This window comes from Kribbella turkmenica, from assembly GCF_004348725.1.
In the GTDB taxonomy this organism is placed as follows: Bacteria; Actinomycetota; Actinomycetes; order Propionibacteriales; family Kribbellaceae; genus Kribbella; species Kribbella turkmenica.
Genome location: NZ_SMKR01000025.1, coordinates 38,075 through 54,703, shown reverse-complemented (window position 1 = coordinate 54,703; position 16,629 = coordinate 38,075). Strand labels below are relative to the sequence as shown.

General features: G+C 70.4%; 16 protein-coding genes and 1 riboswitch. Of the genes, 8 read left to right on the top strand and 8 right to left on the bottom strand.

What is annotated here, in order from left to right; genetic code table 11:
* The 4 genes from E1218_RS08355 to E1218_RS08340 form a co-directional block, all read right to left on the bottom strand.
* On the bottom strand, positions 1-669 hold a 669-nt coding region (locus tag E1218_RS08355; protein WP_233712093.1), incomplete at its 3' end, for a 5-oxoprolinase subunit C family protein.
* A gap of 29 nt (positions 670-698) precedes the next feature.
* The gene (locus tag E1218_RS08350) at positions 699-1,304 is read right to left on the bottom strand and encodes a 5-oxoprolinase subunit B family protein (protein WP_132317976.1); all 606 of its coding nucleotides are present in this window, start codon (positions 1,302-1,304) and stop codon (positions 699-701) included.
* Positions 1,304-2,056: a LamB/YcsF family protein gene (locus E1218_RS08345; protein ID WP_202865839.1), complete on the bottom strand. Its 753-nt coding sequence runs from the start codon at positions 2,054-2,056 to the stop codon at positions 1,304-1,306. The genes E1218_RS08350 and E1218_RS08345 overlap by 1 nt, the downstream gene beginning before the upstream one ends.
* Positions 2,057-2,226: 170 nt before the next feature.
* On the bottom strand, positions 2,227-3,531 hold the full coding sequence (locus tag E1218_RS08340) for an NRAMP family divalent metal transporter (protein ID WP_202865838.1): 1,305 nt from the start codon (positions 3,529-3,531) through the stop codon (positions 2,227-2,229).
* Positions 3,532-3,702: 171 nt separating this feature from the next.
* On the opposite strand from E1218_RS08340, the gene E1218_RS08335 reads away from it, so the two are divergent.
* The 3 genes from E1218_RS08335 (at position 3,703) to E1218_RS08325 (ending at position 6,363) form a co-directional block, all read left to right on the top strand.
* Complete coding sequence (locus tag E1218_RS08335; RefSeq protein WP_132317972.1) at positions 3,703-4,425, top strand: GntR family transcriptional regulator; 723 nt, start codon at positions 3,703-3,705, stop codon at positions 4,423-4,425.
* A gap of 87 nt (positions 4,426-4,512) precedes the next feature.
* Entirely contained in the window at positions 4,513-5,943 is a 1,431-nt protein-coding gene (locus E1218_RS08330; RefSeq protein ID WP_132317970.1) for an aminopeptidase P family protein, read from the top strand.
* 192 nt (positions 5,944-6,135) lie between these two features.
* On the top strand, positions 6,136-6,363 hold the full coding sequence (locus tag E1218_RS08325) for a hypothetical protein (protein WP_132317968.1): 228 nt from the start codon (positions 6,136-6,138) through the stop codon (positions 6,361-6,363).
* Positions 6,364-6,424: 61 nt separating this feature from the next.
* Here the strand turns inward: E1218_RS08325 and E1218_RS08320 are convergent, their stop codons facing one another.
* The gene (locus E1218_RS08320) at positions 6,425-7,900 is read right to left on the bottom strand and encodes an alpha/beta hydrolase (RefSeq protein WP_132317966.1); all 1,476 of its coding nucleotides are present in this window, start codon (positions 7,898-7,900) and stop codon (positions 6,425-6,427) included.
* Positions 7,901-8,023: 123 nt separating this feature from the next.
* On the opposite strand from E1218_RS08320, the gene E1218_RS08315 reads away from it, so the two are divergent.
* Both E1218_RS08315 and E1218_RS08310 read left to right on the top strand, forming a co-directional pair.
* Entirely contained in the window at positions 8,024-8,389 is a 366-nt protein-coding gene (locus tag E1218_RS08315; RefSeq protein WP_132317964.1) for a DUF3817 domain-containing protein, read from the top strand.
* Positions 8,387-8,480: riboswitch (glycine riboswitch) on the top strand. (Overlaps the previous gene by 3 nt.)
* A 79-nt stretch (positions 8,481-8,559) precedes the next feature.
* Complete coding sequence (locus E1218_RS08310; RefSeq protein ID WP_132317962.1) at positions 8,560-9,933, top strand: L-serine ammonia-lyase; 1,374 nt, start codon at positions 8,560-8,562, stop codon at positions 9,931-9,933.
* Here the strand turns inward: E1218_RS08310 and E1218_RS08305 are convergent.
* A complete protein-coding gene (locus E1218_RS08305; protein WP_132317960.1) occupies positions 9,920-10,594 on the bottom strand; it encodes an alpha/beta fold hydrolase in 675 nt (224 codons plus the stop codon). The genes E1218_RS08310 and E1218_RS08305 overlap by 14 nt on opposite strands.
* Positions 10,595-10,771: 177 nt before the next feature.
* Here E1218_RS08305 and E1218_RS08300 point away from each other — a divergent pair, with 177 nt between their 5' ends.
* Genes E1218_RS08300 through E1218_RS08290 form a run of 3 tightly spaced genes read left to right on the top strand, consistent with a single transcriptional unit; the run spans position 10,772 to position 12,153 of the window.
* Positions 10,772-11,446: a hypothetical protein gene (locus E1218_RS08300; protein WP_132317958.1), complete on the top strand. Its 675-nt coding sequence runs from the start codon at positions 10,772-10,774 to the stop codon at positions 11,444-11,446.
* Between the two features lie 39 nt (positions 11,447-11,485).
* Positions 11,486-11,722 (top strand): ribbon-helix-helix domain-containing protein, encoded by a 237-nt coding sequence (locus tag E1218_RS08295; RefSeq protein ID WP_132317956.1) that lies wholly within the window; start codon positions 11,486-11,488, stop codon positions 11,720-11,722.
* Positions 11,719-12,153, top strand: a complete 435-nt coding sequence (locus E1218_RS08290) for a type II toxin-antitoxin system VapC family toxin (RefSeq protein ID WP_132317954.1) — start codon at positions 11,719-11,721, stop codon at positions 12,151-12,153. The genes E1218_RS08295 and E1218_RS08290 overlap by 4 nt, the downstream gene beginning before the upstream one ends.
* A gap of 6 nt (positions 12,154-12,159) precedes the next feature.
* Here E1218_RS08290 and E1218_RS08285 read toward each other — a convergent pair whose 3' ends face one another.
* Both E1218_RS08285 and lysX read right to left on the bottom strand, forming a co-directional pair.
* Positions 12,160-13,086 (bottom strand): hypothetical protein, encoded by a 927-nt coding sequence (locus E1218_RS08285; protein WP_132317952.1) that lies wholly within the window; start codon positions 13,084-13,086, stop codon positions 12,160-12,162.
* Positions 13,087-13,178: 92 nt separating this feature from the next.
* Complete coding sequence (gene lysX, locus E1218_RS08280; protein ID WP_132317950.1) at positions 13,179-16,535, bottom strand: bifunctional lysylphosphatidylglycerol synthetase/lysine--tRNA ligase LysX; 3,357 nt, start codon at positions 16,533-16,535, stop codon at positions 13,179-13,181.
* Between the last annotated feature and the right edge of the window lie 94 nt (positions 16,536-16,629).

The window sequence follows — 16,629 nt, the reverse complement described above, 5'->3', positions numbered from 1 at the left end:
GGGTGGGATCTGGATGGCGCCGAGGGCCATGCCTTCGCTGGCGAGTTCGCCTTCGCGGGCGCGTTCCAGGGGGTCGCCTTCGAGGCGTACACCGACGCGGTTGCTGTTGGAGCTGACGACGTAGGACTGGGAGGTGAAGGACGCCCACCCGGCGTCCGTGAACCAGTCGCGGCGCGGGCCGGGCGTCACCCGGACGACGACCTCGGAGCCGGGCGGATCGGCGACCGGAGCGAGGTCGACGCCGGGCATCGGGCCGTAGTCGCAACCGATCGGCAACGTCTGGCCCGCAGTCAACGGCTCGGGGCCGAGACCGGACAGCAGGTCGGTCGAGCGGGATCCGAGGACCGGCGTGACGGCGAGGCCGCCGCGGACGGCGACGTACGTGCGCAGACCGGTCCGCGGCGGTCCGAAGCGCAGTACCTCACCGGCCTGCACGACCGTCGGCGCATTGAGGGGGACTCCGGAACAGGGTGCTCCGGTGATGGCGAGGACGAGGTCGGTGTCGGCGTGCAGGACGAGCCCGCCGAAGGTCACCTCGATCGCGGCCGCGCCGGCCCGGTTGCCGACGAGCCGGTTCGCCAGCGCGTACGACGTCCGGTCGCAGGCGCCGGACCTGGGGATGCCGAGGGACGCCTGACCGATCCTGCCGTCGTCCTGGATGGTTGCCAAGAGCCCCGATTCCAGGACCGTGAGACTGTTCATCCCCGGCCCGCGTCGACGAACCGCACCCGCCGCCCGGGGTGGAAGAGCGCGGCCGGCTCGCGTCCCTGGTCGAAGATCCGTACGTCGGTGTGCCCGATCAACTGCCAGCCGCCGGGGGACTCGCGCGGGTAGACGCCGCTGAACTCGCCCGCCAGCGCGACCGCCCCGGCGGGCACCTTCGTCCGCGGCGACGTCCGCCGCTGGATGTCCCAGGTGCCGGCGCCGGTGAGGTAACCGAAGCCCGGTGCGAACCCGCAGAAGGCGACGGTCCACTCGTCTGCGCAGTGGCGCTCGATCAGTTCGGGCACGGCACACCCGAGAAACGACGCGACGTCGGAGAGATCCTCGCCGTCGTACACGACCGGGATCTCCAACAGGTCGCCGGCAACGCGATCACCGGCAACCGGCTCGACCGCCCGAAGAGCGTGGGCGAGGACGTTGAGACCGCCCGACGTGGAGACCATCACCGTCCGCGCGGCCGGGACGATGTCGATGACGCCGGCCGGTGGCGCGGCGGACAGCGCGGCGTAGTAGCCGAGGACCTGGTCGAGGTCGTCCAGCTCGACCAGGAGTGCGTGGTCGCCGGAGGGCAGGATCCGCATCACCGGCTGAACGGGCTCAGTGTCACGCCCGCCCCCTCCAGCGCGGACCGGACCCGGCGGGCGATGCCGACCGCCCCCGGGGTATCGCCGTGCACGCAGATCGACGCCGGCTCGACCGTCAGCTTCCCCCCAAGACTGTCCCGGATCGGCTGACCGGTCGCCATCGCCGTACAGCGGGCAGCGATCTCGTCCGCGTCGTGCAGCACCGAGCCGGACTCGCGCCGCGACACCAACGTCCCCGCCGGGGTGTACGCACGGTCCGCGAACGCCTCGTGGACGACGGTCAGCCCGGCCTCGGCCGCGAGCCGGAGCCAGGCCGAGCCGGGCAGACCGAGCACCGGGAGCGAGCGGTCGTAGTCCACGACCGCTCCGACCACTGCCGCGGCCTGCTCCTTGTGGTGCCCGATCGTGTTGTACAACGCGCCGTGCGGTTTCACGTACCGGACCCGGTCGCCCGCGACCCGGGCGAACGCGTCCAGCGCACCGATCTGGTAGACGACCTCGTCGCGGAGGGCGGCCGGTTCGACGTCGACGAACCGGCGGCCGAAGCCGGGTTTGTCGGCGTACCCGACGTGAGCCCCGATCGCCACGCCGCGCTCGACCGCCTCGCCGGTCACCCGGCGCATGATCGACGGGTCGCCGGCGTGGAAGCCGCACGCCACGTTGGCGCTGGTGACGACCTCCAGCAGCGCGCTGTCGTCACCCATCGGCCAGGAGCCGAAACCCTCGCCCAGGTCCGCGTTGAGGTCCATCTCCACTCCTACAAACTAGTGTCTCGTGAGCGGTGGTGCTTGGCACTGGCGGCGCCCAGGCACGCACCTCGCTGCGTTGGAGGAGCATCCACGATGAAACCCGCATCGAGGACGCTCCTCCGCCTTGCGATGCACGCACCTGGACACCGCCAGCACTCAACCACCACCGCTCACGAGACACCAAACAGCTCGATCACTGGCTTCACCGAGCGGATGGCCAGGTAGATGGTCAGCAGCCAGGCCGCGCCGCCCAGGCAGAGCAGCCAGCGCGGGTACTGGTACCCGCGCAGCAGGTCGCGACGCCGCCAGGCCACCCAGAGGATCACGCCGATGCCGAGCGGCAGCAGCAGTCCGTTGAAGGCTCCTGCGAACACCAGCAGCTGGGCCGGCGCCGTACCGAGGGACAGGTAGATGACGGTGCTGACCGCGATGAACAGCACGACGAGCGCCGTCCTGGTCCGGTCCGAGGTGTTCGTCCGCGAGGTGACGAACGAGACCGTGGTGTACGACGCGCCGATCACCGAGGTGATCGCGGCCGCCCAGAGCACGATGCCGAAGGCCCGCAGCCCGAGCTCGCCGGCCGCGTGCTGGAACGCCGAGGCCGTCGGGTTGGCCGGGTCGAGGGCGACGCCACCGGCGACGACGCCGAGGATGGCGAGGAACAGCACGACCCGCATCAGACCGGTGATCAGAATCCCGGTGACGGATCCGCGGCTGATCTCGCGGACGTGCTGCGGCCCGGAGACTCCCGAGTCGAGCAGCCGGTGCGCACCGGCGTACACGATGTAGCCGCCGATCGTCCCGCCGATCAGGGTCGTGATGACGAGGAAGTCGACCTGCTCGGGCAGTACGACGTTCTTCAGCGCCTGGCCGACCGGTGGACCGGACGTGATCGCGATGTACGTCGTCAGCAGGATCATCACCGCGCCGAGCACCAGCACGACCCGGTCCATCGCGAGCCCGGCCCGCTTGGACAGGAAGATGGCGATGGCGATCAGCGCCGACAGCCCGCCGCCGAGCTTCGGGTCGAGGCCGAGCATCGCGTCGGTGCCCAGACCGGTGCCGGACACGTTGCCGATGTTGAACACCAGGCCGCCGGCGAACAGCAGCACGGCCATCGCCGTCCCGAGCCGCGGCGCGACCAGGTTGCCGAGCTCCTGGGCGCGCCGGCCGGAGACGCCGATCACCCGCCAGACGTTCAGCTGCAGCGCGATGTCGACCAGGATCGACGCGGCGATGGCGAACGCGAACGCCACCCCGAGGGCCGCCGTGAACAGCGTGGTCTGGGTGATGAACCCCGGGCCGATCGCGGAGGTGGCCATCAGGAACATGGCGCCGATCAGCGTCGACCGGGTTCCGGTCTTCATCGCGTTGTCGGCCGTCTTGTGGCCGGCGGCCGGGCTGAGCTGCCGGTGCCGGTTCGTCGTACCGCGAGTGGTGGGCTTCGACGGGCGCTTCGTCGGTGGTTTGGACATGGCGGATGCTCCTGGGTTCTTCGGGGACTGCTGCCGGGTGGTTCTCCATGGCTGTGAGTGGATGATCGGACGCGTCCGGTGACCACGAGCGTAGAGATTGTTCAACAATCCTGCAAGAGGCTTGTTCCACCAAACTTTCCCTGGACGCCTCGGGTGGGTGATGATGCGGTGGTGAGCACCGGTGAGATCGACCACGGCCGGCAGGCGTGGTTGCGCACTGTCGCCGCCGATGTCGCGCGGCTGGACCGGAGCAGCTCGGCCGAGCGGGCCGCGGACATCCTGCGCCGCAGCATCACCGAGGGTGCGCTGCCGCCGGGCGCCCAACTCTCCGAGATCGAGTTGACCGAGGTGCTGGAGGTCAGCCGGAACACGTTGCGCGAGGCCTTCCGGCTGCTCACCCACGAAGGTCTGCTCGTCTACAAGCTGCACCGCGGCGTCTTCGTGCCCGAGCTGGACGAACGAGACGTCGTCGACCTGTACCGGCTCCGGCGGGTGCTCGAGGTGGACGTCGTCCGCGGTCTGGCCGACCGGGACCCGGAGTTGCCGGCCGCCCGGCTCGAACCGCTGCAGGATGACGTCGAGACGGCCGAGGCGGCCGCGCGCGCGGATCGCTGGCCGGCCGTCGGTACGGCGAACATGCGCTTCCACCAGCACCTGATCGGTCTGGCCGACAGCGCCCGGATGAACGCGATCACCGGCCGGCTGCTCGCGGAGCTGCGGCTCCTCTTCCACGTGATCGCGACGCCGCAGGAACTGCACGAGCCTTACATCGCCCGCAACCGTGCCCTGTTGGAGCTGCTCGACGCCCGCAAGTACGAGCAGGCCGCGGCCGACCTGCACCAGTACCTGCTGGACTCCGAGCAGGGACTGCTCGCCGCGTTCCGGGCACGCTGATCCGCGAGTTTCGGCGAGGGCTTGCGCCCGCCTGCTCCCACCTGAGTTGATGGCAGTATCCGTCAGCTGCAAAGGGGAGCACAGCACATGACCGATGACGACCGGACCGACGAAACCCCGAAGTCCTACCGCCCGATCGACGCCAAGGGCTTCCGCGAGTTCGTCTCGCGCGGCTGGGGTCCGGTGGACCGGTCGGTGACCGTGCCGGCGGGACTCGCGGAGGCGGCGGCCGGGCACCGGGCGAAGCTGTCCGCGGCGCTGCCGGGCCGCCGGATCGCGATCGCGGCCGGCCGGGCGCCGGTCCGGTCGAACGACACCGACTACCTCTTCCGCGCCGACAGCGACTTCGTCTGGCTCACCGGTTGCCAGGCCGAGGGCGCCGTCCTGGTGCTGTCGGCCGACGGGGACGCGACGCTGTACCTGCGCGAGACGGCCGGGCCGGACGAGGCGGACTTCTTCGCGAACGCGCGCGACGGGGAGCTGTGGATCGGGCCGGTGCCGGGGCTGAAGGACTGGTCGGACGCGCTGCAGATCGCCTGCCGCCCGATCGAGGAGCTGCCGGCCGCGGTGCGTGGCGCCGTACCGTTCATGCTCTCGACGCCGGGGGTCGAGCCGATGCTGGACGCGCTGGTCCGGACTTCGCCGACCGACGGCAACGCTCTGCGGCAGACGCTGGCGGAGCTGCGCCGGATCAAGGACGACTGGGAGCTGGACCAGTTGCGCGAGGCGGTCGCGGCCAGCGTGCTCGCGTTCGGCGACGTGGCCCGGGAGCTTCCGGAGGCGATCCGCGGCGGCGGTGAGCGCTGGCTGCAGGGCACCTTCGACCGCCGCGCCCGGACCGCGGGCAACGGCGTCGGCTACGCGTCGATCGTTGCTGCTGGCAAGCATGCGCCGGTGCTGCACTGGGTGCGCAACGACGGCCCGGTGAACGAGGGCGACGTCATCCTGCTCGACGCCGGGGTCGAGACCCGGACGCTGTACACCGCCGATGTGACCCGGACCTTCCCAGCGACAGGTGAGTTCACCGATGCCCAGCGGCAGGTGTACGACCTGGTGCACGAGGCGCAGTTGGCGTCACTCGACGCGGTCCGGGTCGGAGCGCCGTACCGGGCCTTCCAGTACGCCGCGATGCGCGTGCTGGCCGAGGGACTGCGGGACTGGGGTCTGCTCGACGTGTCCCTCGACGAGCTGCTCGGTCCCGACGGTCAGCAGCACCGGCGGTACATCGTCTGCGGCACCGGCCACTACATCGGCCTCGACGTGCACGACTGCGACGCGTCCCGGCCGGAGGCGTACTTCGCCGGCGAGATCGAGGCCGGGATGGCCCTGGCGGTCGAGCCGGGGCTCTACTTCCACCCGAACGACGAGACCGTGCCGCCGGAGCTGCGCGGGATCGGCATCCGGATCGAGGACAACGTGGTGGTGCACTCCGACCGGCTCGAGATCCTCACCGATGACCTGCCGATCACCGCCGCCGGCCTCGAGCAGTGGACTCGGTCGCACCTCAACGCACGGTAGTCGGGCGGGCACGGAAAATAGTTGGTCACAAGCAGTAACACTGAGGCCCGCGGCAACGATGTAGCGAGCGGGGGAGGGTCGAATCCGGCCCGGCGCGTGGCAGTGGGGGGCCGCGACCACGCGCCAGGCCGGGACGTCCCCGACTGGGGCCCGGGGGGACCCGGGAAACCCTGGCCACGGGGGTAAACAGCCATGAACCTGCGCGTGCGAGTGATGCACTGCGGCGACCAGCACTGGTACGCCGACATCGACGACGCCGACGATCCGCAGCCCGACGACCCGTTCTGGTACGTCGACAACTGCCGGTCCCAGGCGCAGGCGCTCGAGACGGCCTGCGCGGAGCTCCGCCTGCTGGCCGGCCGGATGGTCCGCGGCGACCACCTGAACCGCGTGCTCGACGTGACCGGCGTACCAGTCTGAGCGGCCGAAGCGCCCGGGCAGGCGTGGACCCTGTTCGGTTGGGAGAGGCCTGCTCGGGGCATCACACCGGCGGTACGGCGGGACAGCTCGTATCGCGCCTGGGGACGTCGAGCGAGACCAGGTAGGCGTCGATCGTGTTCTGCATGCACGGGCCGCCGTCGTAGCTGCCGTGTCCCCAGCCCTCGTACGTCAGCAGGACGCCGTTCCAGCCGAGCTGGCGGGCCACACTTCGCGCCCAGTTGTAACCGGTGGCCGGATCGTGGATCGCGTTCGCCAGCAGGACCGGCCTGTCCAGGTCGCGGACCTTCAGCCGGTGCTGCGGGTTGTCGGCTGCCGGCATGCCCAGGCACGTCGAGACCGCCATCAGCTGACCGGGGTAGCGCATGTCCGGGTTGTTCCTGGCCAGCCGCGTGAGCATCCGGGCGTACTCCCGGTAGTTGCGGACCGAGAGGTTCCAGTCCTGGCAGAACACCGCGAGCGTGTGGGAGGCCAGCCCGGTCGGGACCGGCGGCCGGCCGGTCGGTGGCGCGCTCGTGTCCAGCTTCTTCAACAGGTCGGCCAGCGCCGGCCACTGCGGGCCGTAGAGCATCCGGAAGACGTTGAAGCTGAGCCAGTACGGCGTGATCGGAAGGTCGGGATTCCGCGGGTCGGGCACCTTGCCGTCGTCCGCGCGGTCGAGCAGGTCCGCCCACAGCGCGCTGATGTCGCGGCGGTGCAGCGCGCAGGTCGTTGCCGCGTCGCACCAGGCCACGAACTCGTCGAACGAGTCCTGGGCTGCCGCCGCCTGGGCGTCGACGAACGATCGCGCCGACGCCGCACTGTGGTCGACCACGCTCTCGAGAACCATCGCCCGGACCCGGTCCGGATAGGTCTCGGCGTACTGCGCGCCCAGCAACGTCCCGTACGAACTGCCGTGGAACGAGATCGTCGGCTCACCGAGCGCGGCCCGGACGGCGTCCACGTCGCGCACCGTCTGCCAGGTGTCGATGTGGTCGTACACCGGGCCGGTGTTGCGCCGGCAGTCCGCGGCGAGCGCGCGGTTGTACCGGACCGTCGCGTCGAAGTCTGCCTGGCTCTTCAGGATCGGCGACGGCTGCTCGGCCAGCAGGGCGGCCGAGCACTTCACCGGATTGCTGCGGGCGATCCCACGTGGGTCGAAACTGACGACGTCGAACCGGTCCTGCAGCGTCCGGCTGAAGCGATCCATCCCTGTCCTGACCCGGTCGACACCGGAGTCGCCGGGACCACCCGGACCCCACAGCAGGACGCCCGCACGGTCGCCCGGTTCCTTCTCCGGACGACGGGCGACGGCGAGGCCGAAGGTGGGTCCGTCCGGGTTCCGCCAGTCGACCGGGACCTGCAGTGTCGCGCACTGCGAGCCCTTCACGACCTCCGGATCGTCCTTGCCCTCGGGTTTGCAGTCGGACCACCGGATCTGGGGCCCGGCCGCGGTCGCCGACACCGGCAGCGCGACCAGGCCGGCGGTCGCGACGCTCAGCACCACACCGCCCGCGAGGGCGCGTTGTCCGAACTTCATCAGGGGAATCTCCTGTCCGGGAAACTCCCTCGATCCTGGGCAACCGTTTGCTCGATCACATCGGGGACCAGCCCCCGACCGACCCCGGGCGGTGCTTGGGGGACTTGTTAGGGTCGGTCGCTGATGACTGGGACGAGTGGTGGCAAGCATGCGGTGTGGTTCCGCTGGGTGGCGATCGCGGAGGCGGTCTCGTGGACCGGGCTGCTGATCGGCATGCTGTTCAAGTACGTGTTGTCGGACAACGAGATCGGGGTCAAGATCTTCGGCCCGATCCACGGCGGCATCTTCGTCGTGTACGTGCTCACCGTGCTGGTGGTGCGCGGCCCGCTGCGCTGGTCGTGGCCGGTCACGCTGCTGGCGCTGGCGGCCGGTGTCCCGCCGCTGTTCACCTGGCTCTTCGAGGTCTGGATGGTGCGCACCGGCCGGATTGACGGCGGCCGGGAGACCGCCGTACCGTCTCGGACGTCAGTCAACTCAACAGCCGCATGAACCCGTGCGGGAGAGTCCCGGGCTCCGACCCGGGCGCCGTAGGAGCAACTCTCCCCAAGAATCTCTCAGGCACCTTCACCGTACGGGCGAGGCACCTCTGGAAGGTATCTGCCTGACAGAGCGGGGAGGACACCAAACGGTCAACGGCGACCGGAAGGAACCTCCACACGATGGCGATCAGCGTCTTCGACCTGTTCAGTATCGGGATCGGCCCGTCCAGCTCCCACACGGTGGGGCCCATGCGCGCCGCCCGCACCTTCGCGCTCGGCCTCGCCGACGACGGCCTGCTCGGCCGGACCGCGACCGTCGTGGCGCAGCTGTTCGGCTCGCTCGGCGCGACCGGCCACGGCCACGGCAGCAACAAGGCGGTCCTGCTCGGGCTCGAGGGCGACGATCCCGAGACCGTGGTCACGCACGCTGTCGACGCGCGGGTGGAGGCGATCCGCGAGCGCGGCCGGCTGCTGCTCGCCGGCACCCACCAGATCCGCTTCGACGAGCACACCGACCTGGTCATGCACCGGCGCAAGGCGCTGCCGTACCACCCGAACGGGATGACGTTCACCGCCCGGACGGTGGGCGGGGACGTACTGCGCGAACGCACGTACTACTCGGTCGGCGGCGGTTTCGTGGTCGACGAGAGCGCGGCGGCCGGGGATCGGATCGTGCCGGACACGACCCCGCTGAAGTACCCGTTCACCACCGGCGCCGAGCTGCTGGACCGCTGCCGCGAGTCGCAGCTGTCGATCAGCGAGGTGATGCTCGCCAACGAGCTGGCCTGGCGGACCGAGGACGAGATCCGCGAAGGGCTGCTGCACATCTGGCAGGTCATGCAGGAGTGCGTCCGCGAGGGCTGCGAGACCGAGGGCATCCTGCCCGGCGGGCTGAAGGTGCCCCGGCGGGCGCACGCGCTGCACACGAAGCTTTCCCAGGACCCGTGGTCGGTCGATCCGCTCAAGGTGATGGACTGGGTCAACCTGTTCGCCCTCGCGGTGAACGAGCAGAACGCGTCCGGCGGCCGGATCGTCACCGCGCCGACGAACGGTGCCGCCGGCATCATTCCGGCCGTGCTGCACTACTACCGGCGGTTCGTGCCCGGGGCGACCGACGACGGCGCCGTCCGCTTCCTGCTGACTGCCGGCGCGATCGGCGTGCTGTACAAGGAGAACGCGTCGATCTCCGGTGCCGAGGTCGGCTGCCAGGGCGAGGTCGGATCGGCCTGCTCGATGGCCGCCGCCGGTCTGTGCGAGGTCCTCGGCGGTACGCCGCTCCAGGTCGAGAACGCTGCCGAGATCGCGATGGAGCACAACCTCGGCCTGACCTGCGACCCGGTCGGCGGCCTGGTGCAGATCCCGTGCATCGAACGGAACGCGATGGCGTCGGTGAAGGCGATCAACGCCGCCCGGATGGCGCTGCACGGCGACGGCGTGCACGTGGTCACCCTCGACAAGGTGATCAAGACCATGCGCGAGACCGGCGCCGACATGAAGATCAAGTACAAGGAGACGTCCCGCGGCGGCCTGGCCGTCAACGTCATCGAATGCTGAGCGCGCCCGGGTCCTCGACGTGGGCGTTGTGGCCGAGGCCGGGCAGCGTGACGACCTGATCGTGCAGCGCCCGTAGCTCGGCGTCGGTGTTCATCGGATCGCGTTCGCCTCGGGCCAGCACGACGTCCGCCCTGCTCTCGGCGATGAGTTCACGCATGCCGGGTGCGCCCACGCCGAACGTGCCGGGGTCCATCGCGAGCCGCCAGCGTCCGTCGGCCTCGGCCAGACCGTGGTCGACCACGGGATCATCCGGATCGGCAAGCCCTCGCAGACCGGACACCGTGAGGAACCGTGCGGCCGCGTCCTCCCGGCTGTCGAACCAGGCGACCGGCTTGCGCGCCAGGGCGCCGGCGCGGCCGAGGTCGTCGTCCGACCAGGTGACCTTCACGCCGAGGGCGATCACCCGCTCCACCTCGACGCCGTACCGGCCACTGGCCAGTTCCAGCGCGAGCACGCCGCCGAGGGAGTGGCCGACGATCACGACGTCCCGCCGTACCGGCAGGGTCTCGGCGACCGCGGCGGCGATCGACCCGAAGGTGTACGCCGGGAGCGCGCGAGCCGAGCCGTGCCCGGGGAGATCGGGGGCGAGCCGCGGTTGCGGCCAGCGATCCCACACCCGGCCGTTGGCCCCGAGTCCGTGCAGCAGCAGCAGAGAAGACATGAGAGCAGGCTGGCACAGGACCTGACCGGCCGCCCGGCCGACAGGCGTGCCACCGGTTCACTCGGCGCGATTCTACGAATGCGTAGCGGAACGGATTTGCCCGAACATTGCGATCTAGCGTGGAATTTCTTCCAAGGGCTGTTTCAAGCGCGGTGGTTACCGCTACTGTGCGGGACCGTGAGGCCGATCTCTGCCGCGGCAGACCGCCGACCGCCCTGGCAGAACCGCCGGCGGGTGCGCCAGGCTGTCTACACGGTCGGTGCGCTGCTGGCGCTGTACGGCGTGCTGGTCATCATCGCCCTGCTCGGCGGTCCACGGATCGGGGCCTCGTTCCTGCCGCTGCCCGGCGGCGGGCCGGACCCGGCCAACCCGGTCGCCGGCCTCGAGCCCAGCACCCCGGTCCCGACCGGCGGGCCGACCCTCCCGCGGGCGTCCGAGACCCCGGCGCCGACGGTCCCGCCGACCCCCGGCCCGACCGCAACGTTGCCACCGGCAACAACACCTCCGCCCGGGACCGGACCGGGGACCGGGCAGGTCACCGACGGCCCGCAGCCGTCAACGCCCTGCCCGACCGGCAAGCCGGCGATTCCGCAGGTCGTCGACCACCACGAGCCCACGCTTCCGCCGGCCACCAAGGTGCCGCCGAAGCCGACCACCACGAGGACGTCGGCTCCGACCACGTCGGATCCGACCACTCAGGCGCCGAAGCCGCCGGTCACCGACGACCCGCCGCCACCTCCGAGCACCCCGAGCAACCCGCCGCCCAACCCGGACGCGCCCGAGCAGCCGGAGGACCAGCCCGGCCTCGTCGGCGGCCTGCTGACCACCGTCATCGATACACTCGGCCTGTAGGTCGCCAAGTCAACCAAGTACATGTGTTAGTGTTGGTACATGTCGATGAAGCGCACAAACGTGTACGCCGATCCAGAGGATCTGGCACTGATCAAGGAGGCGGCACGGCGGCGCGGAATTCCGGAAGCGGAAATCATTCGTGAGGGCATCCATCTGGCGGCGATGGCAAACCGTGTCTGGGATGCGCCGTTGGACTGGCCCACGTTCGAGGGAAGTGGTGAGCCGGTGACCAAGGACGAAGTCCGGGCCGAGGTCGTACGGCGTACCGACCGGTGATCCTGGTCGTCGACACCTCCGGCATCATCGCGGCGTTCGACCGCAACTCGTCCGAGGGACCGACCTGCCGAAAACTGCTTCAGGAGGCCGGGACGGTGATTCTGTCTCCGCTCGTGCTGGCCGAAGTGGACCATCTGGCCCGAGCCCGGCTGGGCAGCGCGGCGCGGCTCACTATCCTCGACCTTCTGCTGACGCAGGTGCGGCGGATGCGGTTTCAGGTTCCGGACATCGGAGCTGAGACGCTGGCGACCGCAGCAGCCGTGATGGGCAAGTACACCGGCCTGGACCTCGACCTCGCCGATGCGGTCAGCGTGGCGCTCGCGGCAGACTACCGGACGGACGCTGTGCTCACGCTGGATCGCCGCGACTTCAGAGCTGTTCGTCCGCTCACACCACATCCGGCGTTCCGGCTGCTGCCCGACGATCTCTGACGGCCTCTAGTAGGCCTCGACCTCGGTGGTGCTGGCGTTGCCGGCGATGGTGGGCCGGAGGTCGACCTGCCAGCCCTCGTTGCGGCCGAACGACCGGTCGAACTTCTGGAACGAGCAGTCCGCGCTGAACTGCCGCCGCACCGGGTTCCAGTCGGTGCCGCTCTTGAAATAGATCGTGTACGCGCCGCCGATCCGGCTGATGGTGGCGGACTTCTTCGACTGGACGTACATCATCACGTGCGGTTCGCCCGGCGGCTGTCCGCGGCTGACGACCGAGATCGCGACGTCCTTCGACGTACTGTTCGTGACCCGCAGCCGGCCGATCCCCGCGGGCCCGCGGCGGACCAGGACGTCGCCGTTCGACGGCCGGACCTTCCCGGGCTCCGGTCCGGGGTCGGGCAGGCTGCTGCCGAAACGAAGCTGCAGCTTGTCCAGTGAGACGATCGCACTCTTCAGATCCGCGCGCAGTTGCCGCTGGACCTTCTGCGACGTGTACGCGACCCCACCGCAGCGCGCGTTCAGCTCGACGCTGTCCGACTTCGCCCCGGACATCGACGCCGCCGCCACCCGCAGCCGTGCCTGCAGCACCTTGTGTACGCCGGCCAACCGGCTTGTCACCGTGGTCTCGGCCAGCTCCGACGACGCCGCGTCGAGCGCCGACGACAACCCGTCCATCGCCTCGGTCAGCGCCTCGGCCGTCCGCACCCGGGTCAGCGCCCGAAGGCCACCCGCGAGACTCTTCTCGAGCCTCGTCAGCGCAGCCTGGTACGCCGCCGACCCGAGCGGTCCGGAGGCCGTCGACGACACCGGAGTCTCCGGAGGCGTCGTACTGACCGAAGCCGACGGTGTGGACACCGACTGCTGATCGACCACCGGCTGACCACAGCCGGCCATCAGTCCGAACCCCACGCAGAGCACAGCGGACTTCTTCATGCACTCCCCCAGGCCACCACCCCACCACCCTGTGCGGCACAGCGTATGCGCCACGGGCGTCCCGAGCGACCCCCGGCCCACACTGTGACCGGTCAGTGTGAGGCCGGCCGGACGAACGGAAAGGCCAGGGTGGCGCGGATGTTCTGGCCGGTGAGGAGCATCATCAGGCGATCCACGCCGATGCCGAGGCCACCGGTCGGGGGCATGGCGTACTCGAGGGCGGTGAGGAAGTCCTCGTCGAGGGACATCGCTTCGGGGTCGCCCGCGGCGGCCTTGAGGGACTGCTCGGTGAGGCGGCGGCGTTGCTCGATCGGGTCGACGAGCTCGGAGTACGCGGTGCCGATCTCGGCGCCGAAGGCCACCAGGTCCCAGCGTTCGGCGAGCCGTGGATCGAAGCGGTGGGTGCGGGTGAGCGGCGACGTCTCCAGCGGGAAGTCGGTGTAGAACGTCGGCAGTGTCGTGGCCGGCTCGACCAGCTCGTCGTACAACTCCAGGACGAGTTCGCCGGCGGTGTGCTCGAAGGTGGTGTGGACGCCGTGCGCCGTGCACAGCTCGCGCAACTCCTCGACCGGGGTGTCCGCGGAGATCGACGTACCGGTGGCCCGGCCGACCGCGTCGTGGACGGTGACGACCGGCCAGTCGCCGGAGATGTCGACCTCGCCGCCGGACCGCTGGACGACCGGCTTGCCGAACACCGCGGTCGCGGCCTCGATCACGAGCTCCCGGGTGAGCTCGCGCATCACGTGGTAGTCGGCGTACGGCTGGTAGGCCTCGACCGAGGTGAACTCGGGATTGTGGGTCGCGTCCGCGCCCTCGTTGCGGAAGCTCCGGTTCAGCTCGAACACCTTGCCGAGCCCGCCGACGCTGAGCCGCTTCAGGAACAGCTCCGGCGCGATCCGCAGGAACAGCTCGGTGTCGTAGGCGTTGATGTGGGTGGCGAACGGCCGCGCGTTCGCCCCGCCGTGCACAGCCTGCAGCATCGGCGTCTCCACCTCGATGAACCCGCGCGCCTCGAACCCGTTGCGCAGGGCCCGGACGGCGGTACTGCGGTGCCGCATCATCCGCAGCGACTCCGGGTTCGTCACCAGGTCGAGGTGCCGCTGCCGGACCCGGGCCTCCGGATCGGTGAAGCCCTTCCGCTTGTCCGGCAACGGATGCAGGCACTTCGCCGCCATCAGCCAGCCCGTCACCGCGATCGACAGCTCACCACGACGGCTGGTCACCACCTCACCGGTCACGCTGACGTGGTCCCCGATGTCGACCAGCCGCCGCCAGTGATTCAGCGCGAGCTCGCCGCACGAGTCCGCGGTCAGCATCACCTGCAGCTGCGACAACCCGTCCTGCACCGACGCGAACGCCAGCCCGCCGTGGTTCCGCATCCGCATCACCCGCCCGGTGACCGAGACGACCGAACCGGTCCGGTGATCAGCGGGCAGATTCGGATAGAGCGCCCGGATCCGTTCCAGCGTCTCCGTCCGCGGCACGCCGACCGGATACGGATCGATGCCGGCGGCAACGAGCTCGGCCAGTTTGGACCGCCGGATCCGCTCCTGCTCGGTCAGCTTCCGGTCGGGCAACGCCGGCCGCAGCAACTCCTCCTCCTGCGCCCGTACGGCGGTCGCGAACCGGCCGCCGTCCGCCGCCATGATCGCGTGCCGTTCGGCCGTCTCGACACTGTCGACCCGGGTCCACGGCCGCGGCGCCGGCAGGAACCCCTCCGCCGTCCCGGCCGCCAGCAACACCTGCGCCAGTGACGCACCGCGCGAGTAGCAGATCAACCGCGGCGACCAGCGCGGCAGGTACTTCTCGTTCGACTGGTACAGACTCTCCAACTGCCAGAACCGCGAAGCAACCGTCAGCAAGGCGTTCGTCAGCCGCAGCACCGGCCCGGCGCCGACCCGCTCGGCGTCACTGAAGATCTCCCGGAACATCGCGAAGTTCAGCGAGATCCGGTGCAGGCCGAGATCGCCGCACGCGTCCACCAGCGACGTGACCATGAACTCCATCAGGCCGTTCACGGACTCGGGATCCCGCCGCATCAGGTCGAGCGAGACTCCCCGCACACCCCACGGCACGAACGACAGCACCCCCCGCACCGAGCCCTCGGCATCGCGCGCGATCACCATCACGCACCGCGCGTCGGCCGGGTCGCCCAGCCGTCCGAGCGCCATCGAGAACCCGCGCTCGCTGTGCGCACCACGCCACTTCTCGGCCAAGCCGACGTACTCGGCCAGCGTTTCGGGGGACAGGTCGCCGTGCCGGACCACCTTCGCGTGGTACCCGGCCCGCTGGACCCGTGTCACCGCCTGCCGGACCGGCCGCATCGTCCGGCCCTCGAGAGTGAAGTCCGCGACGTCGATGATCGCCTCGTCGCCCATCGACAGTGCGCGCAGGCCGGCGTCGACGTACGCGTGCGCCGCCTCCTCGCCGGCCGACAGCACCGCGGGCGACCAGCCGTAGGTGCGCGCCTCGGCCAGCCAAACCTTGATCGCGCCGGGCCACGCGGCCGGATCGCCGAGTGGGTCGCCGCTGGCCAGGCTGACTCCGTTGACCACGCGATAGGCGATCGCCGCGTCCCTGGCGGGGGAGAAGATGACCGCCTTGTCCCGGCGGGTGGCGAAGTACCCGAGCGAGTCCCGCTCACCGTGCAGCAGGAGCAGACGCCGTACGTCGAGCTCCTCGGGCTGGGACAGGTAGCGCACCCGGCGGACCGAGCGCAGGAAGATGGCGAACGCGATCACCAGCGACGCGGCCGAGATGGCGCCGACGGTCAGGCCGATCCAGCCGTGGCCCTCGTGGCCGCCCATCCGGCCGCGGGACTGGCCGAGGGTGGCGATGATCGCCCAGCCGATCTTCTCCCGCTGGCCGGTGAGCGTCTTCGGGAAGATCTGGGTCAGCGTGATGCTCACCGCGGCCGCGACCAGCAGGCCGGCCAGCAGCGCGCTGACCGCGAGCCGCCGGGTGCCGGGGGCCAGCCGGGCCGGGAACGCGGCCCGGATCTTCCACAGCAGCACGATGATCGCGGCCACCACGACGACCTGGACGATGCCCCACTCCAGGTCCTGGACGGTGGCCGGCCCGAAGTCCCGGAGCAGTTCGGTGTCGTCCGGGTTCGCCAGCCGGACGCTGGTGAGCGCGACCGCGGCGACCTGGGTGACCAGCCAGAGAACCTGGAAGACGAAGAGCACCCAGAGCAGCGCGGCCCGCTTGCCCCGCAGGAGTGCGCTGCCGACGACGGCCAGGTAGACCGCGGAGAAGAACGTGTGCCCGGCCGGGATGCCGAAGAAGTCGAAGGCCTGGTCAACCCGTTTCACGTACGCCGGGGCGAGCAGGTGCAGCGGGATCGCGATGAAGGACCAGACCGAGGCGGCCACCACGACGCGGCCGACCCAGACCGCCGCTCGATGCTGCCACTGCGGGACCACCACCTCTGCCTGTTCCGGGCGCACCTGCCGATCATCCCACTAGTGCACGGATGCTCTCGGTGGTGCAGGCACCACGGCGAAGGTGTAGCTGAGGCGACAGTCGATCGCCGGCCGGGTG

Bases quoted from the DNA above. Each gene is read 5' to 3' on its own strand.
- E1218_RS08350 (WP_132317976.1), bottom strand. From the start codon at position 1,304: ATGCGGATCCTGCCCTCCGGCGACCACGCACTCCTGGTCGAGCTGGAC.
- E1218_RS08345 (WP_202865839.1), bottom strand. From the start codon at position 2,056: ATGGACCTCAACGCGGACCTGGGCGAGGGTTTCGGCTCCTGGCCGATG.
- E1218_RS08340 (WP_202865838.1), bottom strand. From the start codon at position 3,531: ATGTCCAAACCACCGACGAAGCGCCCGTCGAAGCCCACCACTCGCGGT.
- E1218_RS08330 (WP_132317970.1), top strand. From the start codon at position 4,513: ATGACCGATGACGACCGGACCGACGAAACCCCGAAGTCCTACCGCCCG.
- E1218_RS08325 (WP_132317968.1), top strand. From the start codon at position 6,136: ATGAACCTGCGCGTGCGAGTGATGCACTGCGGCGACCAGCACTGGTAC.
- E1218_RS08320 (WP_132317966.1), bottom strand. From the start codon at position 7,900: ATGAAGTTCGGACAACGCGCCCTCGCGGGCGGTGTGGTGCTGAGCGTC.
- E1218_RS08315 (WP_132317964.1), top strand. From the start codon at position 8,024: ATGACTGGGACGAGTGGTGGCAAGCATGCGGTGTGGTTCCGCTGGGTG.
- E1218_RS08310 (WP_132317962.1), top strand. From the start codon at position 8,560: ATGGCGATCAGCGTCTTCGACCTGTTCAGTATCGGGATCGGCCCGTCC.
- E1218_RS08305 (WP_132317960.1), bottom strand. From the start codon at position 10,594: ATGTCTTCTCTGCTGCTGCTGCACGGACTCGGGGCCAACGGCCGGGTG.
- E1218_RS08295 (WP_132317956.1), top strand. From the start codon at position 11,486: ATGTCGATGAAGCGCACAAACGTGTACGCCGATCCAGAGGATCTGGCA.
- E1218_RS08285 (WP_132317952.1), bottom strand. From the start codon at position 13,086: ATGAAGAAGTCCGCTGTGCTCTGCGTGGGGTTCGGACTGATGGCCGGC.